This window comes from Pseudomonas gozinkensis, from assembly GCF_014863585.1.
GTDB classification, from domain to species: domain Bacteria; phylum Pseudomonadota; class Gammaproteobacteria; order Pseudomonadales; family Pseudomonadaceae; genus Aquipseudomonas; species Aquipseudomonas gozinkensis.
Genome location: NZ_CP062253.1, coordinates 1,931,607 through 1,954,110 on the forward strand (window position 1 = coordinate 1,931,607; position 22,504 = coordinate 1,954,110).

Consider the following 22,504-nt stretch of genomic DNA (forward strand, 5'->3'; position numbering starts at 1 on the left):
GGTCTTTTGAAGGAATTGAAGATCATGGCAGTTGCGCCTCCAGCGGGCCGCCCAGCACTTTCAGGTATTCGAGCAGCGCCCAGCGTTCTTCTGGCTGCAGCAGTCGGCCGATCACCCCGTTGCCGCGCTCGCCGGCGCGGAATTCGTGGCCGCTGTTGTGATTGCCGGTGATGCGGGTGTCGAACAGGAAGCCGTTGGTGAAGGCTTCGGTGCGGTAGCCCAGATGGCGCGGGTCGTATTCGAAGGTGCCTTTATAGAACGTGGTGGCGCGCTCATCCTGAGGCGACAGCAACTGATAAAGGCTCGGCACCGAGCCGTTGTGCAGGAACGGGGCCGTGGCCCATACGCCGGCGAGCGGACGCGCCTTGTAGGCGACTTTTTCGCGAACGCCGATCGGTAGACCGAAGCCATCGAGTTGTGGTTTCTCGGCGGCGGTGATGCCCGCTTCGCGATAGGCACGGTTTTCCACGAAGGCGGTGACGTAAGCCAGCCCCTTGGCCACTGACAGCTGGCTGAGGTCCAGCGGTTCCTTGGGTTTGGGGTGCAACTTCACGTCCATTTGTTCGAGTTCCGCCGGGTTCCATTGCAGGGCGGTTAGGTCGAAACGGTGATTGGCAATGTTGTTGGCGGCATTCGGGTCGGTGCCGATCACGTCCACCGGGAGCATGTGCAGATGTTGCACCCAGCGCTCGCCTTCCTGGGTCTGACGCGGAACATGGCATCCGGCGCAGTTCTCGGCGAACAAGGCTCGCCCCCTGGCTGCCAAGGGTTTGTCGACGACGCCTAGCACTTCTTCAGGCCATGCCGGCGGCCGCAGCTTTTGCAGGGTTTCTTCGATCTTGTGCAGATCACGCACACGTACGCTGGAGGCATAGCGCTCATCTCCCTGTAGCGGCTGGCCGTTGGCGTCGAAGAAATTCAGAGTGGCGCCGACACCCAGCGCCTCGCCGATGTTGCGCGCCATCGGTTGTTGCGCCGAACCGTTCCACTGCACCCAGTCGAACGTCCACATGTCCCACAGCTGCGGGTAATCCACCGGGGCGTTGGCTACGCGGTAATTGCTCGGGGAGATCGCATCGCCGAAGGTCGCGTTGGCAATGCGACCGAAGGCATCGGTGCGGCCCGGGCCTTCTTCGGTGGGGTAGAGGCCGCGATGGGTGTCGTTCCAGGCCACTTTGATAAAGGTATTCAGTGAGCCTTTGAAGTCTTTGCGCAGTTGTTCGTGGCGTGCGTCGTAGTCGTTGCCCAGCACGTGGCGGGCGAAGCGCTCGAATTTCCATGGGTTGTAGTAGGTCGAGGTGAGGCTTGCGACCAATGCCTGTCCGAAACTGCCGCCGCGCAATGTCGGAACGCTGGAGGGCAACACATGCTGAGCCGAACCGCCGTCGATGCGTATCGCCTGGCCATTGAAGTGCAATTCACCGGTATGGCAGGCCGCACAAGTGATGTCGAGATATTGCTCGGAACTGCCGGGATTCTGATGCCGGGCGAAACCCACCGGCAGATTCCCCGGATTGTCCGGGGTGGCTTTTTGCTGCGGATCGATCAGAAAGCCGAAGCGCGCGAGGTATTCCGGGGAGGCAAAGCGTTGCTGCGAGAACGGCAGCTCCAGCGCCTCAAACCATTCGTAACGAAGGCCTTTGACCTGCGTCCCCTGCGGGGTGAAGTAGTAGGTCTGACGCTCTTGCTCAGTCCACTGGTTCAGGTAATGCACCTGTTTTGCAGGGGCGGGGAAGGGCAACCTCGGATTGGCCACATAGTAAAGAACCACCGCCAGAACCAGTCCCAGCAGCACCACGATCAGCGTCAACACACGGTATAAGAAGCGCAAGATGAACATCCTTGTCGAGTTGTTGCGCTGTTATGCCTGAGCCGAGTCCTGTGCGGCAAGTGGCCATTACGCCAAGTGTTGTGGGATGTGGCATCAAATATCGTCAGAGCAAGATGACAGAAGCTTCATCGTGGCTTTCGCCAAATGCTTTTTAATCCCTGAACTTATCGGAAGATTCCTGCTCTCATGCCGGTAGCCATTGGTCGTGGCGGCCTGATAAGCTCGCGGCTTTACTCGATTGCCCTTTCGGCGCATGAACAAGGAAATAGCATGAAACAGCATCGGTTGGCGGCGGCGGTTGCCCTGGTTAGCCTGGTACTCGCGGGTTGTGATTCGCAGACCAGCGTAGAGCTGAAAACCCCGGCGCAAAAAGCTTCCTACGGTATCGGCCTGAACATGGGCAAGAGCCTTGCTCAGGAAGGCATGGATGATCTGGACTCCAAAGCGGTAGCCCAGGGCATCGAAGATGCCGTCGGCAAGAAAGAACAGAAGCTGAAAGATGAAGAACTGGTCGAAGCTTTCGCCGCGCTGCAAAAGCGTGCCGAAGAGCGTATGGCCAAGATGAGCGAAGAGTCGGCAGCCGCCGGCAAGAAATTCCTCGAAGAAAACGGCAAGAAGGCTGGCGTGACCACCACCGCTTCCGGTCTGCAGTACGAAGTGGTCAAGAAAGCCGACGGCCCACAACCTAAGCCTACCGATGTCGTGACCGTTCACTACACCGGCAAGCTGACCAACGGCACCGTCTTCGACAGCTCCGTCGAGCGCGGCAGCCCGATCGATCTGCCGGTCAGCGGTGTGATCCCGGGTTGGGTCGAAGGCCTGCAACTGATGCACGTTGGTGAGAAGTACAAGCTGTACATCCCTAGCGATCTGGCTTACGGCGCACAATCGCCAAGCCCGGCAATCCCGGCCAACTCGGTTCTGGTTTTCGACCTGGAACTGCTGGCCATCAAGGATCCAGCCAAAGAAGACGCCGCCGCCAAGTAATCTGCGCCGGTTTCAACAACAACGCCTCGCTTATGCGGGGCGTTGTTGCATCTGGACGATGGTCGGCGTAAACAGACCGAACCGATGTCGGTCATGGTAGTCCTAGACTTTAAGGTTGCCCGCGCTAGACGCCCGGGGCCGCCAAGTCAATGAAATATTGGGATTTTTTATGTGAGTAAAAAACGCCCGATCTGAGCGCAGCCCTTATGAAACGGGGCTCTCAGCGCTGAAATGCAGCTCTGTTCACAAGGTTATCCACAATTTGTGTGGATAACATTTCAACGGGAGAAATAAATGAAAGCGCCGTGGAATTTCGCCCGATTCCTGCCTTTGGCCGGACGCTTGCTGGCTCGTGGCCGCTTGCCGACCTTGTTGTTCGCCGTGGCCAGCAAAGGCGCCGCCCAAGGCAATCGCCTCGGCAAACTGAAGGACGATTTGCGTCTGTTGCAGGCATTGTGTCTGGCGTACTGGCGCGGCGAGTACCGCGCGATCAGCGCCAAGGCGATCGTTTCAGTGGTGGCCGGTCTGATGTACTTCCTCAGCCCGGTGGATGCGATCCCGGATTTCATTCCCATGTTCGGCATGCTCGATGACATTGCTGTCCTCGCCTGGCTGATGAAAACCCTCGACGATGAACTGAACGCCTTCCGTCTGTGGCGTCAGCGCCAGGCGCCGGAAAAGCTCAGAGTGGTCGAGCGTTTGCCCGATACGCCCGAGCAACTTCAGCTTCAGGGGCCGAAAAAGTCCTGAATCGCGACAGCCTCTTATACAGATAGATACCCCCCACGACCTTGGCCGCTGTTAGGATTACACTTCTAGGGAAAAGTGCCGACTCGCTAAGTGTTGTTGTCCTACGGGGTAGTCATGGATATTCAGATAATTGCACGCGATGGCGAGCCCGAATATGCGGTTCTGCCATGGGCTCAGTATCAGGCTCTACTGAAAGCAGCAGGCATTAACGAAGCACCGTCGCAACCGGCTCCAGCGCCGCTTGCGGCAACCCCGGACCCGATTCTTCCCGGTCTGGATCAGTTACGCAGTTTGCGCGAAGGGAAGGGCATCGCCATCGAGGCGCTGGCCCGCACGGTAGGCATCAGCCCGTCTTACCTGGCCATGATCGAAAGTGGCGAGCGTCTGCCCGACGCCGCGATTCGTCGCAGCCTGGCCTGGGAGTTGACGGTGCCAGGGTGGAGGGAACAATCGTGAGCGTACGCATCAGTCGTCAACATTGGGACGGATTGCTGGGGGAACTGGACCAGGCGCGCAGGCAGCGCCATCTTTTGACTTATCGAGCCTTGCTTGAGCGCCTGCAATTGCCCACGCCGGCGATGCAGACATTGACCGCTGCACTGGAGCACCTTGCCGCGCTGGACGCTAAAGCCGAACAACCGTTGCGCAGCTCGTTGGTGATCAGCCAGGGTGCCAGTCGCCTGCCACGTACCGGTTTCTTTGAATGTGTCGAGCGTCTGGGGCGTTTTTCCGGGCCGTCCGACGGCGTTGCCGCCGCTTCCTGGCATGCCTCGGAAGTGGTGCGGGTCTTTGAGTACGAGTATCCGGAATCGGCGGAGGCCTGAGTGTTTTTACGACTCAAGGCGCGGGCAAGTTACTGGCTGGCCCGTAGGCTGTTTCACTGGTCGTGGTTCGTCCGTCAGCCCCGCGGCTGGCGCTGGCTCGAAGGTCAGTTTGCGCGCATGGCCAATCTGGGCGATGTCGGCGCGCAAAGCTTTTACGGGCACATCCTGACGTTTCGCGGGGTTGGACTGGGCGCACGTGAGGAAGGTGTGCGGTTGCTGCGACTGGCGGCGCTGGCCGGGGATGGCAAGGCGGCGTATCAAGTCGGTGTCATCAGTCTTGCAGGTACGCCGAGCAAAGCGCCCGATCCTTCGGAAGCCGCTCGCTGGTGGACCATGGCCGCGAAGGCCGGGCATCCGTTGGCCGAGCTCAAGTTGAAAGAGCTGGCCGGCCGAGACGCTTCTCGATAAGCAAATCATCTGTTCCGTGAACGGGGCGTGAGGGCAACCTCCCGCCCCGTTTTTGCGTCTACTGTTCGAGAAAGATCAGTTACAGACTTCTCCTACATCCTCCGCCTACTCGCCTGACTTCTTTTCTGTTTGATCCCCCGCAAAGTCCCTCGCCTGATTTTTGCGCAAGGGAACGCACATGTTCGACCCGGTTTTTCGTTTCGCCATGCGCATGGGAATGCGCTGATGGATGTCGTCAATCGCATCGAGCAAGAACTCGACAGCTTTCCCCGCACCCTCGATCTCTATCGCAAACAGCTGCAGCACTGGCTCAGTCGCTCGGCAGATGGCGTCAGTCATGCGGCCGATCTGCCTTCGCTGATGGGGATGGAGCGGATCATCCGTTTTGGCGAACACAGGACGGCGGTTGCGATTGACGACGGCCATTTTTCTTCTGCGGTCGTGCAATGCCCGGAATCCGGGCCGATGGAGATCGAGAGCAAGTTCGAGTCGGCCTACGACATTCCGTTGGGCGACATCGTTGTCGATGTGATGGCGGTGGAGGGCGGTGCAGTCACGTCCGTCACCCTTGATGCTCAGGGCAAGGGAGTGTTCACCGGTGAGGCGGGCAAGTTTTATCGGGTGGTGGTGCACAGCGAGGCCAGCGAGCAGCAGGTTGATGCGCTTTTCGAATCCTACGATGGCCTGACTCGGCAGCTGGATGGCTGGCTGCGCAGCGAGTGGCAGGGCTTCAAGCCGCAGTGGTCACAGTCGGTGGCCACTGCGGCCGGGAACGGCATGCTGGCCGGGAGCTGGGCGGCGATCGAGGGGGTGTGGGACAGCATTGGGTTGCTGTCGGAGATTCTCCAGGATCCCGCAAAGTTTGCCGAGCGGTTGGGCAGTGGCGCCGCACAGCTGATCGCGCTGGCAGAAACAGCGCCTGAAATGATGGAGAAGCTTCAGTTACTGGTCAGTGACGAGGCGGCGCTGTGCCTGTTGCTGCGAACTGCCAGCCTCTGGCTGGAGATGCTGCCACCCAATGAAATTGCCGGGAAAACTGCCGAAGCGGTATCGATGTTGGTGGTGCAGTTGCTGATCGATGTGTTGATCGGCGTTGTGCTGACCTTCGTTGGCGCCGGGGCGGGGATCGCGTATCTGGCCTTGCGCCTGGCGGATCGTGGCGCTCAGTTGCTTTCGGCGGTGACGCGTCTGGTGAAGGCGATGTTCGGCATCGTCAGCACCTTCATCGGCTACGTGAACAAGTACAAGTCCGTCGCCGCTCGGGGTATCGCCGCCGGGGTGAAAAAGGGTCGCATGCAATTGCGCTGGGATGCACGGCGTAATGCTTCTTTGAAAAAAGACGAGCACCACGACGACACGCCGGATCAGGCGAAAAATCCCAACGGTGACAGCGCTGATTGTGCGCCGCTGACTTGCACCAATGGCTGTCCGGTGTCGATGGTCACTGGCGAGGAATTGCTGACGCTGACTGACGGCGTGCTTGATGGACTGCTGCCGTTCGAGTTCAGCCGGTTGTACCGCACCAGTGCGGCCGAGATCGATGTCGGGTTGGGGTTCGGCTGGAGTCATTCGCTGGCGCATCGGTTGGAGATTGATGGCGCTGCGGTGGTCTGGGTGGATCACGAGAACCGGCGCACGCGGTTTCCGTTGCCGAGCGTTGAGCGGCCGGCGATTCACAACAGTTTGTCGCGGGCGGCGATCTTTCTGGGGGATGAACCGGAGGAGTTGATTGTTGCGCTGGCGGGGGACGCGGCGCGCTTTTATCACTTTCGGGCCGGGCGTCTGACTGCGGTTAGCGATGCCTACGGTAACCGGTTGCGTATTACGCGGGATCTTCTGGATCGCGTTGAGCGCCTCGACAACGGCGCTGGGCGTTCCTTGTTGCTGCGCTATGAGCGGGCGCATCTGGTCGCGGTCGATTATCAGGTCTGGCGCGATGCGGCCTGGCGTAGCGAGCAGACGCTGGTCAGTTACCGCTTCGATGCTCGCCATCGATTGATCGAAGCCTCGAACGCGGTCGGCGAGTGCGAGCGTTACGACTACGACGACCAGCACGTCATCCTGCAACGGCAACTGAGCGGTGGCGCGAGTTTCTTCTGGGAATGGGAGCGTTCCGGCAAGGCGGCGCGATGCGTGCGGCACTGGGCGTCGTTTTCGCAGATGGATACGCGTTACGTCTGGGATGACGCCGGTCGTGTCACCGTGCATTACGTCGATGGGACTGAAGAGACTTACGTCCACGACGACACCGCGCGGCTGGTGCGTCAGGTCGCCGCTGACGGGGGCGAACAGCTCAAGGCCTACGATTCGGCGGGCCGGCTGGTCGCCGAGCAGGATGCGCTGGGCGCGGTTACCGAGTACCGCTATGACGACGTCGGGCGGCTGATCGCGCTGATTCCGCCGGACGATGCGCCGACGTCCTACGAGTACCGCAACGGTTTCCTGCACAGCCGCTCACGCGGTGATGCGGTGTGGACGTACCGGCGTAATGCGCAGGGGGATATCACCGAAGCGGTCGATCCGGCCGGTCATGTCACCCATTACCACTACGACGCGCAGGGTCGGTTGCTGTCGATCCGTTATCCGGACTCCGGTCGCCATGTGTTCGTGTGGAACGACCTCGGGCAACTGGTCGAGGAAAGTCTGCCGGACGGTGGAGTTCGGAAGTTTTCCTACGACGCTTTGGGGCGGCGGATTACTGCTCAGGACGAGCATGGCGCGGTCACCCACCACGCGTGGGACGCCGTTGGCCGGCTGATCCAGACCACCTCGCCTACCGGGGCGACACGGGCGTTCAGCTACAGCGCCTACGGCCAGATCACCGCCGAACGCGATGAACTGGGGCGCATCACCCGTTACGAGTATGACGACGACCTGCATCGGGTCAGTCGCCGGATCAATCCCGACGGCACGCGGCTGCAGTACCGCTACGACCATGCGCAGCTGCTGCTCACGGAAATCGAGAACGAGTCCGGCGAAAAATACCGGCTGGACTACACGCCCACCGGATTGATCCGGCAGGAAACCGGCTTCGATGGTCGGCGCACGGCGTATGCCTACGACCGCAACGGGCATCTGCTGGAAAAGACCGAATTCGGCGACGACGGCTCGACGCTGGTCACCGGCTATCAACGTGATGCTGCTGGGCGTCTGCTGCTCAAGACCCTGCCGGACGGGGTCGAGGTCAGCTACCGCTATGACCGTCTCGGTCGACTGGTCGGCGTGGATGACGGCCAGGATCACCCGCTGGCCTTCGAATACGACCTGCAGGACCGTCTGGTGCGCGAGCATCAGGGCTGGGGTACCTTGCGCTACACCTACGATGCCTGCGGCCAGCTCACCCGTCTGCGCCTGCCAGACAACAGCAAGCTCGACTACCACTACGCCAAGGGCGGCGCACTGACCGCGATCGACCTCAACGGCGCCTCGCTGACCCGTCATGTCTACCAGAACGGCCGCGAACAGCAGCGCCAGCAAGGCCTGCTGCTCAGTGAATACACCTACGACGAACAGGGCCGCTTACGCGCCCACGCCGTAGGCCATCAACGCAGTGCGCTGTACCGCCGCGACTTTGCCTACAGCGCCAACGGCAACCTCGAACACATCGCCGACACCCGCCACGGCCAGCGCAGCTACCAGTACGACACCCTCGACCGGCTGATCCGCGTACGCCACACCCGCGACGATGTACCGGAAAACTTCGCCCACGACCCGGCCGGCAACCTGCTGATGCAGGACCGTCCGGGCCCGACCCACATCAAGGGCAATCGCCTGTTGATGCAGGGCGACCGTCACTACGATTACGACGCCTTCGGCAACCTGATCCGCGAACGCCGCGGCCGCGCGCAGCAGCTGGTCACCGAATACCGCTACGACAGCCAGCACCGCCTGATCGGCCTGACCCGTCCCGACGGCACCAGCGCCACCTACCAGTACGACGCCTTCGGCCGGCGCATCCGCAAGACCGTCGACGGCCAGACCACCGAATTCTTCTGGCAAGGCGACCACCTGATCGCCGAAAGCAGTAAAGAACAGCACCGCAGCTTCATCTACGAACCCGGCACCTTCCGCCCGCTGGCGATGCTCGACGGCAAAGGCCCGAAACGCGCCTGCCCGTTCTACTACCAGCTCGACCACCTCGGCACCCCGCAGGAGTTGACCGACTACAGCGGCGACATCGTCTGGTCAGCCAAATACAGCGCCTACGGCAAGGTCACCTCGCTAGAGCTGGCGACCGACGACTACCTGAACCAGCCGCTGCGCTTTCAGGGACAGTACTTCGATGACGAAAGCGGGCTGCATTACAACCGGCACCGGTATTACGACCCGGACGTGGGACGGTATCTGACGCCGGATCCGGTGAAGCTGGCGGGTGGGCTGAACCAATACCGGTACGTGCCGAATCCGACGGGGTGGGTGGATCCGTTGGGGTTGACGTCCAATTGTCCGCCGCCGAATAAGCCGGGATGTCCGGTGCCGGATGGGGTGGGTGGATCAGTTGTTGATGAAGGCGAGCCAGCGCTGCCGAAGATGACTGCGCAGGAGCGGCGGGCGAGAATCGATGAGTTGGCAGAAAACATTGCATTAAAAGAGTTGAAATATATGGAAAGCGCTAACAAAAAATCTCATTTTTTACAAAAGCATGGCGCCCAAACTACTCTTGCTTCGCAGCAAGAGCGTTTGCAATATGCTAAAAACCCTACTACGGGTAAGGTTGAGATGAAACTAAATAAAAAAACTAAGCTTATGGAGCCAAGCATTCCGCGAGCTGCAACTAGATTTATAAGTCATAGAGATCAATTGAATGCAATTAATCGTGCTAAATTAATTTTCCGACGGACTGGGAGTATATCGCTTTCATCTCTCCCAGTGGAAATGGGAAGAAAGGTTGGAGAGGGGTATAGAGGGAAGAAAGTGGAATATATAGAACCAACAAGAACTGTCGTTATACTCGATGCTCATGGTGAGGCGATAACGGCTTATGTGGATTGATATAAAATGAAACGTAATCCAAAGCTTTCAATTTTACCTGGATTTCTATTTGTCTTCGATATTGACTATCCTCACGAAGGGGCCGTTGAAGAGCTAATATGTCTGGCTGATGTAAATAATTCTTCTGATTTGATTAGAGTTTTTGATGCTGTTCTGAAACCGGAATTTGTTGGGTACTCTGAATCGGATAGGTGTTGGATAATTGATACGATTTCCTATTGTTTGGAAAGGGGAGAAACATTTGTTGAGGTTTTGGAAAAGAGAAGTTTTTTATTTTCTGACGAGATAGTCGATGGGCGTGGATTTATGCGCGTATTGCTAGAATGTCTTTCTTTATATCAGGCTGAGATAGGTAAAGTTAAAGATCTATAGGGTTACGTTTTATGCTTGAGATTTTTATGTGTTTTGGGTGTTGGGTTGGTTGGTTGTTCTAATTGGTTTTTTATAATGATGGTAAAAATTGTGGTGGCTGAGTTATCTAGCCAAAGCCTGTTCGCCACGTTTTTGATAGATATGAAGTGATGTTGAAAGACCCATATATTAATGAAGAGTTTGAGCCGGGCTTAATGTGGTTTATAGGCGTTTTCGACGTTTATGATCGGGAGGAAACTCGAGGTGCGGAACTCGAGGTTTACAATCCTAATGATTCTGCTGATAGAGAGTTTCTTATCAGGAAGTATTGTCTTAATCTGCCATACCTTTCCTATAGGCATAAGCTAGTGCTCGTTGAACGTTTGGAGTTGCTGCTCTTGGAGCAAAATTATGACTTTCAAGAACTATTCGAGATCGACGAGTGTGAAGCTGCAAGTTGGCCGCGGGGAGAGTGGTACTCTCTAGAAGATCCGCGTGGCTTCTTCCAAGATCTTTATAAACTTGCGAAGGAAGCTTGGGGGGAAGACCTTGCGAAAGCCGCTGGTGAGGATCGGTCCACATGGTAATTATCGAGCTTTTACATCAGCGATGACCTGAAACGAGCGCCTCGTTAAAAGGTTGCGCGCGTATGCTGTCGATAACATGCACGCTATACCCCGGAACATTCTTCGCATGATGCTTCGCCTGCGAAGCCATCTCTGCCAACTGGCTCGCATCCAGTTGCGCACACGCTTCAGGATGCAAATGCACCACGCCAATGGACAATGACAGCAACGGAAACTCCTGACGAATACCCTGACGATTCGGCGCAACAAAACATCCAGCCTCCAAATGTTCCGGGCGGTAGAAACGGCGGCATTGGCTCTGGAAATCATCAAGCAATTGGTTCAGCCGTTTGCGCCAATCCTCCGGGCCGAGCACCAGCAGGAAATCGTCACCACCGATGTGACCAACGAAATCGCGGGACGGGTCGACGCGTTCGTTGAGGCATTGCGCCAGACACAGCAACACCTCATCCCCGCGCCCATATCCATAGATATCGTTAAAGGGTTTGAAGCTGTCGATGTCGACATAACAAATGACCGACTCGCGCCCCTGCTGCAGCAACCGCGTCAAACATTGCTGAATCGGCACATTCCCCGGCAGCAAGGTCAGCGGATTGGCGTATCGGGCCTGCTGGATTTTCAGTTCGGTAATCAGCTTGAGTACGTCAATCACCCGGCCCAGGCCCAGGTAGCTGCCGTTGAGGGTGATGATGAAATCTTCTTCGATGCGTTGCCGGGCGCGACTGGTGATCAGGCGGCTGACCTGTTGTAGCGACTGGCTCATTTCCACGGCGAGGAAGTCGTCGTTCATCAGGCGGCTGATCGGTTTGCGGGCGAAGAGGTCGGTGGCGAACGGTTTGAGCAGTGCATCGGATAACGAGTGACGGTGGACAATGCCGCATGGCTGGCCTTGTTCGTCGAGTACCGCCAGTGAGTTCAGGTTGGCCTGGCGGCGGAAGGCTTCCAGTACGGTGGCGGTCGGTGTGTCGCGATTCACGGCCGGTTGATCATTAAGCAGGGCGCTGAGGTCGCTGCCTTCATCGTTCAATGCAACGGCGCTGCTGTCGTGCTTGGGCATCAAGGCTCGGGCGTCGCGTGGCGGGTGTTCCTGAGGGCGCCCGAGCAAATAGCCCTGTACCAGATCGACACCCATCTCGGTCAGCACTGCCAGTTCTTCGGGTAGCTCGATGCCCTCGGCAATCACTTGGGCCCGAGAGGCTTTGGCGATTTGCAGGATCGATCCGACGAACTCGCGCTTCAGCGCGTCCTGATGAATGCCGTCGATGAAGTGCCGGTCGATCTTCACGTAATCCGGTCGCAGTTCCGACCACAGGCGCAGGCTCGAATAACCCGCACCAAGGTCGTCGAGGGCAATTGAAAAACCCATCGCTCGGTAGTGATGCAGCGCAGTCTGCAGCAACTGGAAATCATCGATCGGCGTCTGTTCGGTAAGTTCGATCACCACTTGGCTCGGTGGAATACCGAAATCCTGAAGCAGTTGCAGGGTACGCCCCGGTTGATGCGCAGCTTCGAGCAGGGACTCTGGAGAGACGTTGAGAAACAGCTTGCCCGGCAATTGCTGTTCGTTGAAACGACGACAGGCGCTTTGCCGGCAGGCGATTTCCAGTTCGCTCAAGCGCCCGGCCTGGCGGGCCACGGCGAACAGGGCAATGGGGGAGTGTAGCGGGCTGTTGGACGGACCGCGGGTCAGGGCTTCGTAGCCGAGAATGCGCCGTTCGGAGAGGCAAATGATCGGCTGGAACAGGCTGTGTAAACCGCTTTGAGTCAGGATCGAGCTCAAGGCACTCAGCTGTTCGGTCGTGGTCATGGCAATCTCTGGCGATAAAAAAAGGACTGGGAGCGTTCTCGATGAAGAAAACCGCTCCCAGTCCTTTATTGCACGACAGAATGATGACTGTTTGATGACGATCCGGGGATCATCAGCATTAAATTGCCATCACCTTACTTCTTTGCGACCTGGTTGCTCAGCTTCAGGTAATCCAGCAGCACGCGCCCGGTCTCGCTCAGGTAGGCGTCGTCTTCCGGTTTGACCTTGTCCGGCTCGGCGGCTGCCAGGGCGTCGTCGTCTTCTTTCTTCAGCTCTTTGAGCGGTTCTTCGCCTTTGGCCTTGCGACGGATGTTCTCCATCGCCAGTTGCTTGGCGTCGATGTCGGCGTGCTGGGCACGGCGTTCGGCTTCATTGAGGCTGACGGTTTTTTCTTCCAGCAGCTTCTGCGCCAGGGCCAGCTTGTCGCGGATGAACACGAACTCCGCGTCCTTGGCGGAACGGCTGTCATGTTCGGATTTCAGCTGCGCCAGGTACGGCTTGAACGGATCGCTGGCCGGTTTGATCGCCGCGCGGATGGTGTCCCACGGCATTGCTTCCGGCAGGGCGCTTTCGCCGATTTCCTTGGTGTCGATGATCGACGGGTAATCGATGTCCGGCAGTACGCCCTGATGCTGGGTGCTCTGACCGGAAACCCGGTAGAACTTGGCCAGGGTCAGTTTCAGTTCGCCATGGTTCAGCGGCTGGATGGTCTGCACGGTGCCTTTGCCGAAGGTCTGGCCACCGATGATCAGCGCACGGTGGTAGTCCTGCATGGCGCCGGCGAAGATCTCCGAAGCCGAGGCGGACAGGCGGTTGACCAGCAACGCCATCGGGCCTTTGTAGAACGCACCCGGGTTTTCATCTTCCAGTACATCGACCCGGCCATCGGCGTTACGCACGAGCACTGTAGGGCCCTTGTCGATGAACAGGCTGGTCAGCTCGGTGGCTTCCTGCAGGGAACCGCCGCCGTTGTTGCGCAGGTCGATGACCACGCCGTCGACTTTCTCTTTCTGCAGTTCGGTCAGCAGCTTCTTGACGTCGCGAGTGGTGCTCTTGTAGTCCGGATCGCCGGCACGGAAGGCCTTGAAGTCGAGATAGAACGCCGGAATCTCGATCACGCCAAGCTTGTAGTCCTTGCCGTCCTGTTTCAGGTTCAGCACGGACTTCTTCACGGCCTGGTCTTCGAGCTTCACCGCTTCACGGGTGATCGGCACGATCTTGCTGGTCTGGTCGTTCGGCGCATTGCTGGCCGGGATGACTTCCAGACGCACCACGGTGCCTTTCGGACCACGGATCAGCTTGACCACTTCGTCCAGACGCCAGCCGACCACGTCAACCATCTCTTTGTTGCCCTGGGCAACGCCGATGATCTTGTCAGCCGGAGCAACCTGTTTGGTCTTGTCGGCCGGGCCTGCCGGCACCAGACGCACGACTTTCACCTGGTCGTTGTCGCTCTGCAACACGGCGCCGATGCCCTCGAGGGACAGGCTCATGTTGATGTCGAAGTTCTCCGCGTTATCCGGCGACAGATAGTTGGTGTGCGGATCGTAAGACATGGCGAAGGTGTTGATGTACGCCTGGAAGATGTCTTCGGCGCGGGTCTGGTCCAGACGCGCCAGTTGATTCTTGTAGCGCTTGGTCAGGGTTTCCTGAATCTGTTTCGGCTCTTTGCCGGCGATCTTCTGCCGCAGCACTTCGTCCTTGACGCGTTTGCGCCACAGATCATCGAGTTCGGCGGTGGACTTGAGCCACGGAGCGTCCTTGCGATCGATCAGCAAGGTTTCCTTGGTGGTGAAGTCCATCTTGTCGACGCCTTTGTTCAGCTCGGCAAGGGCGAAGTCCAGACGCGCCTTCACGCGATCCAGATAGCGCTTGTAGATGGTGAACCCGGCGTTGAGGTCGCCGCTCTTGAGGAAGTCGTCGAACTGGGTCTTCCACTTGTCGAACTCGGCGATGTCGCTGGCCATGAAATAGCTGCGCGACGGGTCGAGCAGCTTGATGTAGCTGTCGTAGATGATCACCGAGCGCGCATCGTCGAGCGGCGGCTTGCTGTAGTGGTGACGCTTGAGCAACTCGACGACGTTCAGACTGGCGATCACTTCGTCGCGATCAGGCTGCAACTTGTCCCAGCTGTTGGCTGCGAATGTGCTGCCCGACACCGGCAACAGACCGATACCGATGAAAAGAGCGAGGGCGGTGCTGGGGAGCAGATGCTTCATGCTGATTCGACGCGGGGACAATTGATAACGCATATTAGGCCGTCTTTGAAGTCGCCGGTACCTCTACGCTCTGTACGATAACTGCTGTTCAGCGTTCGTTCAGACCCCAGGGCCGGTCGCATAATGCAAAAAGCCCGGCGCTACAGCTTCGGGCTCAGTCCAGACTCACTATGGAGGCACTGTGAAGGCATTGCAAGGCGTTGAAGGTCAAGTGGCATGGGTTGATGAACCAAGTCCTACATGTGATGTAGGACAAGTTCGCATCCAGGTGGCGGCAGCTGGCCTCAATCGGGCGGATTTATTACAGAAGGCCGGACTTTATCCGCCCCCTCCGGGTGCCAGCCAGGTGCTGGGTCTTGAGTGTTCCGGGGTGATCAGCGAGGTCGGCGCAGGTTCGTCCTGGCAGGTCGGTGACCGGGTATGCGCCTTGCTGGCCGGGGGCGGGATGGCGCAAGAGGTGGTCGTCGACGGACGGCATGTACTGCCGGTTCCGGAAGGCGTATCGCTGATCGAAGCAGCGGCGTTGCCAGAGGTGTATGCGACCGTCTGGCTGAATGTGTTTCAACTTGCGGCGCTCAAACCGGGTGAGAAAATTCTTCTGCACGCCGGCGCCAGCGGTATCGGCTCAGCCGCCATTCAACTGTGCAAGGCCTTCGGCAATCCGTGCTGGGTCAGCGTCGGCTCGGCGGAGCGGCTGGCCTACTGCGAATCGCTGGGTGCTCAGGGTGGGGTAGTTCGTACCGACGATCTGGAAAGCCTGCGGGATTTCGGGCCGTTCGACGTGATACTGGATCCGGTGGGCGGCAACTATTCGGCGTTGAACCTCAAGCTGATGGCTCTGGACGGGCGCTGGGTGCTGATTGGTTTGATGGGCGGCCGTGAGGCAAAACTGGATCTGGCCCAGGTATTGGCCAAGCGCGTGCAACTGCTGGGTTCGACCCTGCGCAGCCGTGACGATCAGTTCAAGGCTGATCTGTTCAGCGATCTGAGCCAGCACGTGTGGCCGTTGTTTTCCGAGGGGCGCTTAAAGCCGCAACTGGCCAAGGCGTTCCCGATCAAGGATGCCGAGGCAGCGTTCGCCGAACTGGCGAGCAATACGGTGGCGGGGAAGCTGGTGCTGGTGATCGACGAAAGCCTGAGCTGATCATCGACGTTTGTGGGAGCAGGCATGCTCCCACAAGACAATCGCTTACTTCCAGAGGTGGATCGGCCAGCCGGATTTCTCGGCCTCCGCAAGCAGTACCGGATCCGGGTTGACAACATGGGGGTAATCCACTTTCAGCAGCAGCGGCAGATCATTGCGTGAGTCGGAATAGAAACTCGCGCCCTCGAGGTTTTCCTCTTCGGCATCCAGCCATTCCAGCAGGCGGGTGATTTTGCCTTCGCGGTAGGTCAGGGTGCCCACGGTGTGGCCGCTGTATACGCCGTGCGCCACTTCCAGTTCGATTGCCAGGACCTCGTCGATGCCCAGTCGCTCGGCGATGGGTTTGACCAGGTGCGTGCCTGAGGCCGAGATCACCAGGATTCGGTCGCCGGCCTTGCGGTGGGCGGCGATGGTCTTGGTGGCGTCGCTGAAGATGATCGGCTCGATAAAGTCTTCCACCCACGGCACGACCAGATGCTCGACTTCCTCCGGGGTACGCCCGATCATCGGTTCAAGGCTGAAGTCCATGTAGTCTTCCATGCGCAACTTGCCATGGCTGTAGGCGTCCATCAGCTCGTTGTTCCTGCGCATGAACGACTCGGGATCGACCCAGCCCAGGCGCCCCATCTGCTCGCACCAGAGGGTGGCGCAGTCGCCGTGGATCAAGGTGTCGTCAAGATCAAAAATTGCCAGGGCCATCAGTTCAGTTCCCTCTTGGGTGTCAGCAAAGTCATCAGGCTACCTCACACAGGGCGGTGGGATCGATGGAAAGTGACAGGCGTTGACCGTCGGGGTGCAGATCCGCCGCCGAACGGTTGAGCACATCCACCACCAGTTCCACGCCCCGGGCTTCGACGCGGTAGCGGATCACGTTGCCCAGCAGGCTGTGGCTGCGGATTTGCGCATCGGGTTCGCCGCTGAGGCTCAGTTCGATGGCCTCCGGGCGAATCGCGATGCGGTGGTTGATAGGCCGCTGCAACAGCTTCGACGCGCTCTCGGCATCCAGCAGGTTGTAGTTGCCGATGAAGCCGGCGGCGAACACGTCGACCGGCGCGGTGTAGAGGGTTTCGGCATCGCCGCTTTGTACGATCTTTCCCTGATTCATCAGGAAAATCCGGTCAGACATGGTCAGGGCTTCTTCCTGATCGTGTGTGACGAAGATCGTGGTCAGGCCCAGTTCGCGCTGGATCTGACGGATCTGTTCGCGCAGGTGTTTGCGAATCCGCGCATCGAGGGCCGACAGCGGTTCATCCAGCAGCAACAGGCGCGGACGGGTCACCAGCGAGCGAGCGAGGGCGACCCGCTGACATTGACCGCCGGACAATTGATGCGGATAGCGACTGGCGAAGTCGTTGAGTTCAACCAGTTTCAGTACCTCGGCAACCCGCTTGTGGCTGTCGTCGGCGTTGACCTTCTGCATGCGCAAACCAAACGCGACGTTCTGTTCGACGGTCATGTTGGGGAACAGCGCGTAGCTCTGAAACACCATGCCGATCCCGCGTTTCTGCGGGGTGAGCGGCACGATGTCGACGCCATCGAGCAGAATCTTGCCGCCATCCACCGGCGTCAGACCGGCAATGCAACGCAGCAGGGTGGATTTGCCGCAACCGGACGGGCCGAGCAGGGTGACGAATTCACCCTTCTGGATTTCGCAGTTGATGTCGCTGAACACCGTGGTGCCCGCGTAGTTTTTCTGAAGGTGTTGGACGCTGACATAGCTCATTCGCTTTTGTCCTTGTTCAAGATGTTGGCGACCCAGGTCAGGACCAGCACGAAAAAGAAGTAGGAAATCACCAGCGCACTGGTGAAGTGACCGCTGCTGTTGCGCATGTTGTTCAGATAAACCTGCAGGGTCTCGTAGCGGGTGCCGACCAGAATGTTGGCGAACACGAACTCACCGAACAGGAACGAGAACGACAACAGCAACGCGACCATCAGGCCCTTGCGCAGGTTCGGCAGCACCACCAGGAAGGCCGCCTGAAAGGTGCTGGCGCCGAGCAGTTGGGCGGCGTCCATCAGGTCGCGCAGGTTGATCGCTTGCAGGTTGTTGGTGATCGCCCGGTACATGAACGGCAGCGCCACGGTGAAGTAGCAACCGATCAGGATCCACGGCGTGCCGACCATCGCGAACGGCCCGGAACCGTAGAGCTGCAACAGGCCCACCGACGAAACCACCGGCGGCACCGCGAAGGGCAGCAGGATCAGGATGTTCATCAGCGCATCGAGTTTCGGGAAGTGGTAATGCACCACGAACAGCAGCGGCAGGATCAGCACCACCGACAGGATCAGCGCGCCGACGCACACCAGCAGCGACTGGCCGAAGGCGTGCAGGAAGCGCGGATCGCTCCACAACTGGATGTACCACTTGAAGGTGAAACCGCTGGGCAGGATGGTGGCCGACCAACTGCTGGCGATCGAGTAAATCAGCGTGCCCACCAGTGGCAGCAGCAAAATGGCGAACAACAGATAGACCACGACGCGGTGGTAGACGCCGGCCGGGCCGGATTCAGCGCGAGACATGGTAGCTCCTCTTCAACAGCAGTTGATGCACGACGGTCACCAGGGTCATCAGTGCCACCAGCACCACGGCCAGGGCGCTGGCCAGGTTCGGATCGAGGGAAATGTCACCGGAGACCATCGCCGCAATCCGGATCGGCAGCACGTTGAAGTTGCCGGTGGTCAGCGCGTAAACCGTGGCGTACGCGCCGAGGGCGTTGGCCAGCAGGATCACGAAGGTGCCGAGCAGGGCCGGGGTCAGCACCGGCAGGCCGATGTGGCGCCAGAACTGCCAGCCGTCAGCGCCGAGCAGTGCGGCGGATTCGCGCCAGTCCTCGCGCAAGGCGTCGAACGCCGGATACAGCAGCAAGACGCCGAGGGGAATCTGGAAGTAGGTGTAAAGGATGATCAACCCGGTTTTCGAGTACAGGTTGAAGTCCTCGATGATCCCGGCCTGCTTCAACATGATGGTGATGCTGCCGTTGAAGCCGAGCAGGATGATGAATGCAAACGCCAGGGGGACGCCGGCGAAGTTGCTGGTCATGTTGGCGAAGGCGTTGACGAAATTGCGCAGTTTCGAATCGACCCGGCGCAGGGAATACGCACCCAGCACCGCGATGATGATGCCGAACACACTCGACCAGAAACTGATTTCGAGGCTGTACTGGATTGCCTGCAGATAGAACTTCGAACTGAAGATCTTGCTGAAGTTGGCGAAGCCCCAACCGAATTCTTCCGATTGCAGGCTGTTGATCATTACCCAGATCAGCGGGGCGATTTCGAACACGATAAAGAACAGCGCGAAAGGCACCAGGCACAGGGCGGCCAGCCATTTGCCGCGAGTCATTGAGTTCACTTGAGCAACTCCCGGCACACAGGTTTGTCGTGGGGCACGCCGAGCAGTTCGCAAACGGTGCCGCAGATGTCGGTCTGCTCAGGTGTGGCGTCGGCGTTCAGGCTGAAGGCGTCGCCGAGCACGAACAGTGGCACCTGGCGTTCTTCCGGCAGCAGGCCATTATGCGAGCGGTCGTTGTTCATGCCGTGGTCGGCGGTCACCAGCACCTGGCAGCCGGCATCGAGCCAGCCTTGCAGGTAGTCGGCGAGGATGATGTCGGCGCTGCGGGCACTGTTGCGGTATTGCGGGGTGTCGAGGCCGTGCTTGTGGCCGGCGTCGTCGATGTTCATCGGGTGGATCAGCAGAAAATCCGGGGCGTGGCGCAGGCGCAGGTTTTCCGCGTCGGCGAACAGGTGCGAGTCCGGGTAGTGATCGTTCCAGTAGAAATGGCCGTGCTGGATCGGCAGCGTCGGGTCATCGGTATGCCGATCCCGTGCCGCCACGAATGGCGAGCGGTTGTAGAGCTCGCTGACCCAATGGTACGCCGCGGCGGCGGTTTTCAGACCGGCATCACGGGCGTAGTGATAGATGCTGCGCTGGTTGGACAGGCGCGAGACGTTGTTGTGGACGATGCCGCTGTCGATGGGCGGCACGCCCGTGAGGATGCATTCGTAAAGCGGTCGGGACAGGGCCGGCAGCTCGCACTCCAACTGGTAGAGCGCGGCGCGTCCTGCGCCGACGTAAGCCTGCAGATGCCCCATGGCGTGACGCGCAACCTCGTAGTTGAGGCCGTCGAGCACGACAAGGATGACGGTGTGCTTCATAGGGGCAAAAACTCCGCGAAACAGAAAATTTCAGATTCAGTCGGGAGCCCTTGTGGGAGCGAGCTTGCTCGCGAAGGCGTCGTGTCAGCCAACATCAGTGTTGAATGAAGGACCGCATTCGCGAGCAAGCTCGCTCCCACAGGGAACTCCAGCAATCCCGGAAGCGGGACTTACGGGCTTACTTCATCTCGACGATGACTTCTTCGTTCCACTTCTGCGGCAGGGCCTTGGAGGTTTTTTCCCACGCATCGGCGTCCTTGATCGGTGTGACTTTCTTGTACTGCTCGTTCGGCAGCAGTTTGGCTTTCACGTCTTCCGGAAGGGTCAGGTGCTCGGCGCGGATCGGGCGAGCGTTGCCACGGGCGAGGTTGGTCTGGCCGGCGTCGCTGAAGATGTATTCGCGGGTCAGCTTGGCGGCGTTCGGGTTTTTCGCGTATTTGTTGATGATGGTGGTGTAGCCGGAAATCACCGAGCCGTCGGACGGGATCAGCACCACGTAGTCATCCGGGTTGGCCATCTTGGCCTTGTAGCTCAGGCCGTTGAAGTCCCAGACCACGCCGACTTCGATCTCGCCTTTTTCCATGGTGGCGATGGTCGGGTTGGCCATCGACAGGCGACCCTGCTTGGCGATGTCTGCGAACAGCAGCAGGGCAGGCTGGATGTTTTTCTCGTCGCCGCCGTTGGCCAGTGCTGCGGCGAGTACGCCGTTGGCCGCCTGGGCCGCAGTGCTCACGTCACCGATGGAAACCTTGTATTTGCCGCCCTTGAGGTCAGCCCATTTGGTCGGTATTTCGGAGCCGTGCAGCAGCTTCTTGTTGACGATGAAAGCGATGGTACCGGTGTAGGCCAGTGCCCAGTTGCCGTCCTTGTCCTTGGCCCATGCAGGCACTTGATCCCAGGTGGTCGGCTTGTACGGTTGCACCACGCCTTGCTTGACCGCGATCGGACCGAAAGCGGCGCCAACGTCGCCGATGTCGGCGGTGGCGTTGTCTTTTTCAGCGGCGAACTTGGCGATTTCCTGGGCCGAGCTCATGTCGGTATCGATGTGTTTGAGGCCGTAGTTCTTGGCCAGGTCTTCCCAGGTGCCTTTCCAGTTGGCCCAGTCATCGGGCATGCCGACGCTGTTGACGGCGCCTTCCGCTTTCGCAGCGGCTTCCAGGGTTTTCAGATCATCAGCCGCCATGGCGGCGGTGCACATGGCAATGGTCGAGCCTAACAGTGTTGCCAGGAAAAGCTGTTTCATTCCGAAGCTCCTTGGTCGTGTTCAACGCTGCGATTGCGGTTTGTGTTGGTCTAGGTCAGCAATACCTGAGCCAATGTAGGGGGGCTGGATGACACTTTGATGTCGGCGGATACCCGACCCGCCATTTATTTCTCCGGTATCGACGGCTGCCCGCTAAGCGTAGACCACCCGCAAAGTCCCGGTGGGCAAGGGACTTGGCCGATGTATTGCAAGTTGTCAGGGCGACCGTTCGGTAGTTTTGTCATCTCTCGGTCATCTGCACTGCCTAGGCTTGCAACACAACCAAACGGCGCAATAGCTGTGCGGTTTTGCCCCGAAACAGTGCTGGTCTAGTCCAGATAGGTAACGTTGATGCGCGATGAGGCAACAAAAGCGGTGACAGCGATTGGCCAGATCCTTCAGGAGCAACTCGACCATGGGTTGCTGGCGGCAGGGAGCAAGTTGCCGGCCGAGCGCAAGCTCAGCGAGTTGTTCGGCACGACGCGGATTACGGTACGGGAAGCCTTGTTGCAACTGGAGGCGCAAGGGCAGATTTATCGCGAGGAGCGGCGAGGCTGGTTCGTGTCGCCACCGCGCCTGGCCTACAACCTGATGCAGCGCAGCCACTTTCACGCGATGGTCAGTGCGCAGGGGCGGGTGCCGTCGACTGAGGTGATTTCGGCGCGCTTGCAGCCGGCTTCAGCGGCGGTCTGTGCGTGGTTGCAGTTGCCGGCGTTGTCGAGCGTGATTCAGATTTGCCGGTCGCGGCGGATCGATGGGCGGCTGGTGTTGTATGTGGAGCATTATCTGAATCCGCAGTTTTTTCCGGGGATTCTGGGGTTTGATTTGAATCAGTCGATTACCGAGCTTTATGCGCGGCATTACGATTTGCACTATGGGCGGGTGCGGTTCGAGATTGTGCCTACGTCGTTGTCGGTGGATGCGGCGGCGGCTTTACGGGTTTCGGTGGGGAGTCCGGGGTTGAGGATTGCTCGGGTCAATTATGATCAGGCTGGGCGGTTGATTGATTGTGATCTGGAATTTTGGCGGCATGATGCGATTCACGTTGGGGTTGATGTTGTTTGACCTTGACCTTGACCTTGACCTTGGCGGCCTCTGGGCCGACCAGGTTTTGGGTTGTTTTGGGTGAATATCCGTTTCTTCGGGTGTTGCGGCTGGCGGTTCCGCTCTTACAGCGGCTCACTTTTGCAGACGCCCAAAAGTAAG

19 protein-coding genes are annotated in these 22,504 nt (G+C 59.0%); 10 read left to right on the forward strand and 9 right to left on the reverse strand.

Features of this window, described 5'->3' with window-relative positions; translation table 11 throughout:
- Positions 1-22 precede the first annotated feature (22 nt).
- Positions 23-1,840, reverse strand: a complete 1,818-nt coding sequence (locus IHQ43_RS08745) for a di-heme-cytochrome C peroxidase (protein WP_425220295.1) — start codon at positions 1,838-1,840, stop codon at positions 23-25.
- Positions 1,841-2,101: 261 nt separating this feature from the next.
- Between IHQ43_RS08745 and bamJ the strand changes: the two genes are divergently transcribed.
- The 8 genes from bamJ to IHQ43_RS08785 all read left to right on the forward strand — a co-directional run bounded on the left by bamJ (position 2,102) and on the right by IHQ43_RS08785 (position 10,730).
- On the forward strand, positions 2,102-2,818 hold the full coding sequence (bamJ, locus tag IHQ43_RS08750) for a BamJ family beta-barrel-assembly machinery protein (RefSeq protein ID WP_007950433.1): 717 nt from the start codon (positions 2,102-2,104) through the stop codon (positions 2,816-2,818).
- Positions 2,819-3,112: 294 nt separating this feature from the next.
- A complete protein-coding gene (locus IHQ43_RS08755) occupies positions 3,113-3,568 on the forward strand; it encodes a YkvA family protein (protein WP_007950434.1) in 456 nt (151 codons plus the stop codon).
- Positions 3,569-3,682: 114 nt separating this feature from the next.
- The gene (locus IHQ43_RS08760) at positions 3,683-4,024 is read left to right on the forward strand and encodes a helix-turn-helix domain-containing protein (RefSeq protein WP_007950435.1); all 342 of its coding nucleotides are present in this window, start codon (positions 3,683-3,685) and stop codon (positions 4,022-4,024) included.
- Positions 4,021-4,392, forward strand: a complete 372-nt coding sequence (locus IHQ43_RS08765) for a hypothetical protein (protein ID WP_003223109.1) — start codon at positions 4,021-4,023, stop codon at positions 4,390-4,392. Before IHQ43_RS08760 ends, IHQ43_RS08765 begins: the two co-directional genes overlap by 4 nt.
- A complete protein-coding gene (locus tag IHQ43_RS08770; protein ID WP_064378694.1) occupies positions 4,393-4,800 on the forward strand; it encodes an SEL1-like repeat protein in 408 nt (135 codons plus the stop codon).
- Positions 4,801-5,025: 225 nt separating this feature from the next.
- Entirely contained in the window at positions 5,026-9,792 is a 4,767-nt protein-coding gene (locus IHQ43_RS08775) for an RHS repeat-associated core domain-containing protein (RefSeq protein ID WP_192564063.1), read from the forward strand.
- Positions 9,793-9,798: 6 nt separating this feature from the next.
- Positions 9,799-10,164, forward strand: a complete 366-nt coding sequence (locus IHQ43_RS08780; RefSeq protein ID WP_192564064.1) for a hypothetical protein — start codon at positions 9,799-9,801, stop codon at positions 10,162-10,164.
- 149 nt (positions 10,165-10,313) lie between these two features.
- Positions 10,314-10,730 carry a hypothetical protein gene (locus IHQ43_RS08785; RefSeq protein WP_192564065.1) on the forward strand — a complete coding sequence of 139 codons (417 nt, stop codon included), beginning with the start codon at positions 10,314-10,316 and terminating at the stop codon, positions 10,728-10,730.
- A 16-nt stretch (positions 10,731-10,746) separates the two neighbouring features.
- Here the strand turns inward: IHQ43_RS08785 and IHQ43_RS08790 are convergent, their stop codons facing one another.
- On the reverse strand, positions 10,747-12,537 hold the full coding sequence (locus IHQ43_RS08790; protein WP_192564066.1) for a bifunctional diguanylate cyclase/phosphodiesterase: 1,791 nt from the start codon (positions 12,535-12,537) through the stop codon (positions 10,747-10,749).
- Between the two features lie 134 nt (positions 12,538-12,671).
- A complete protein-coding gene (locus IHQ43_RS08795; protein ID WP_192564067.1) occupies positions 12,672-14,756 on the reverse strand; it encodes a carboxy terminal-processing peptidase in 2,085 nt (694 codons plus the stop codon).
- A gap of 181 nt (positions 14,757-14,937) precedes the next feature.
- Between IHQ43_RS08795 and IHQ43_RS08800 the strand changes: the two genes are divergently transcribed.
- Positions 14,938-15,900, forward strand: coding sequence for a zinc-binding dehydrogenase (locus IHQ43_RS08800; protein ID WP_192564068.1), 963 nt, complete (start codon positions 14,938-14,940; stop codon positions 15,898-15,900).
- 45 nt (positions 15,901-15,945) lie between these two features.
- Here the strand turns inward: IHQ43_RS08800 and IHQ43_RS08805 are convergent, their stop codons facing one another.
- From IHQ43_RS08805 to IHQ43_RS08830, 6 genes are all read right to left on the reverse strand, one after another.
- On the reverse strand, positions 15,946-16,599 hold the full coding sequence (locus tag IHQ43_RS08805; protein WP_192564069.1) for an HAD family hydrolase: 654 nt from the start codon (positions 16,597-16,599) through the stop codon (positions 15,946-15,948).
- 34 nt (positions 16,600-16,633) lie between these two features.
- A complete protein-coding gene (locus IHQ43_RS08810) occupies positions 16,634-17,623 on the reverse strand; it encodes an ABC transporter ATP-binding protein (protein ID WP_011333173.1) in 990 nt (329 codons plus the stop codon).
- Positions 17,620-18,420, reverse strand: coding sequence for an ABC transporter permease (locus IHQ43_RS08815; protein WP_007960203.1), 801 nt, complete (start codon positions 18,418-18,420; stop codon positions 17,620-17,622). Before IHQ43_RS08815 ends, IHQ43_RS08810 begins: the two co-directional genes overlap by 4 nt.
- Positions 18,407-19,243 (reverse strand): ABC transporter permease, encoded by an 837-nt coding sequence (locus IHQ43_RS08820; protein WP_162130491.1) that lies wholly within the window; start codon positions 19,241-19,243, stop codon positions 18,407-18,409. Before IHQ43_RS08820 ends, IHQ43_RS08815 begins: the two co-directional genes overlap by 14 nt.
- 5 nt (positions 19,244-19,248) lie before the next feature.
- Entirely contained in the window at positions 19,249-20,055 is an 807-nt protein-coding gene (locus tag IHQ43_RS08825; RefSeq protein WP_192564070.1) for an alkaline phosphatase family protein, read from the reverse strand.
- 178 nt (positions 20,056-20,233) lie between these two features.
- Positions 20,234-21,298 (reverse strand): ABC transporter substrate-binding protein, encoded by a 1,065-nt coding sequence (locus tag IHQ43_RS08830; RefSeq protein ID WP_192564071.1) that lies wholly within the window; start codon positions 21,296-21,298, stop codon positions 20,234-20,236.
- 351 nt (positions 21,299-21,649) lie between these two features.
- Between IHQ43_RS08830 and IHQ43_RS08835 the strand changes: the two genes are divergently transcribed.
- The gene (locus tag IHQ43_RS08835; protein ID WP_192564072.1) at positions 21,650-22,363 is read left to right on the forward strand and encodes a UTRA domain-containing protein; all 714 of its coding nucleotides are present in this window, start codon (positions 21,650-21,652) and stop codon (positions 22,361-22,363) included.
- Positions 22,364-22,504: the final 141 nt, after the last annotated feature.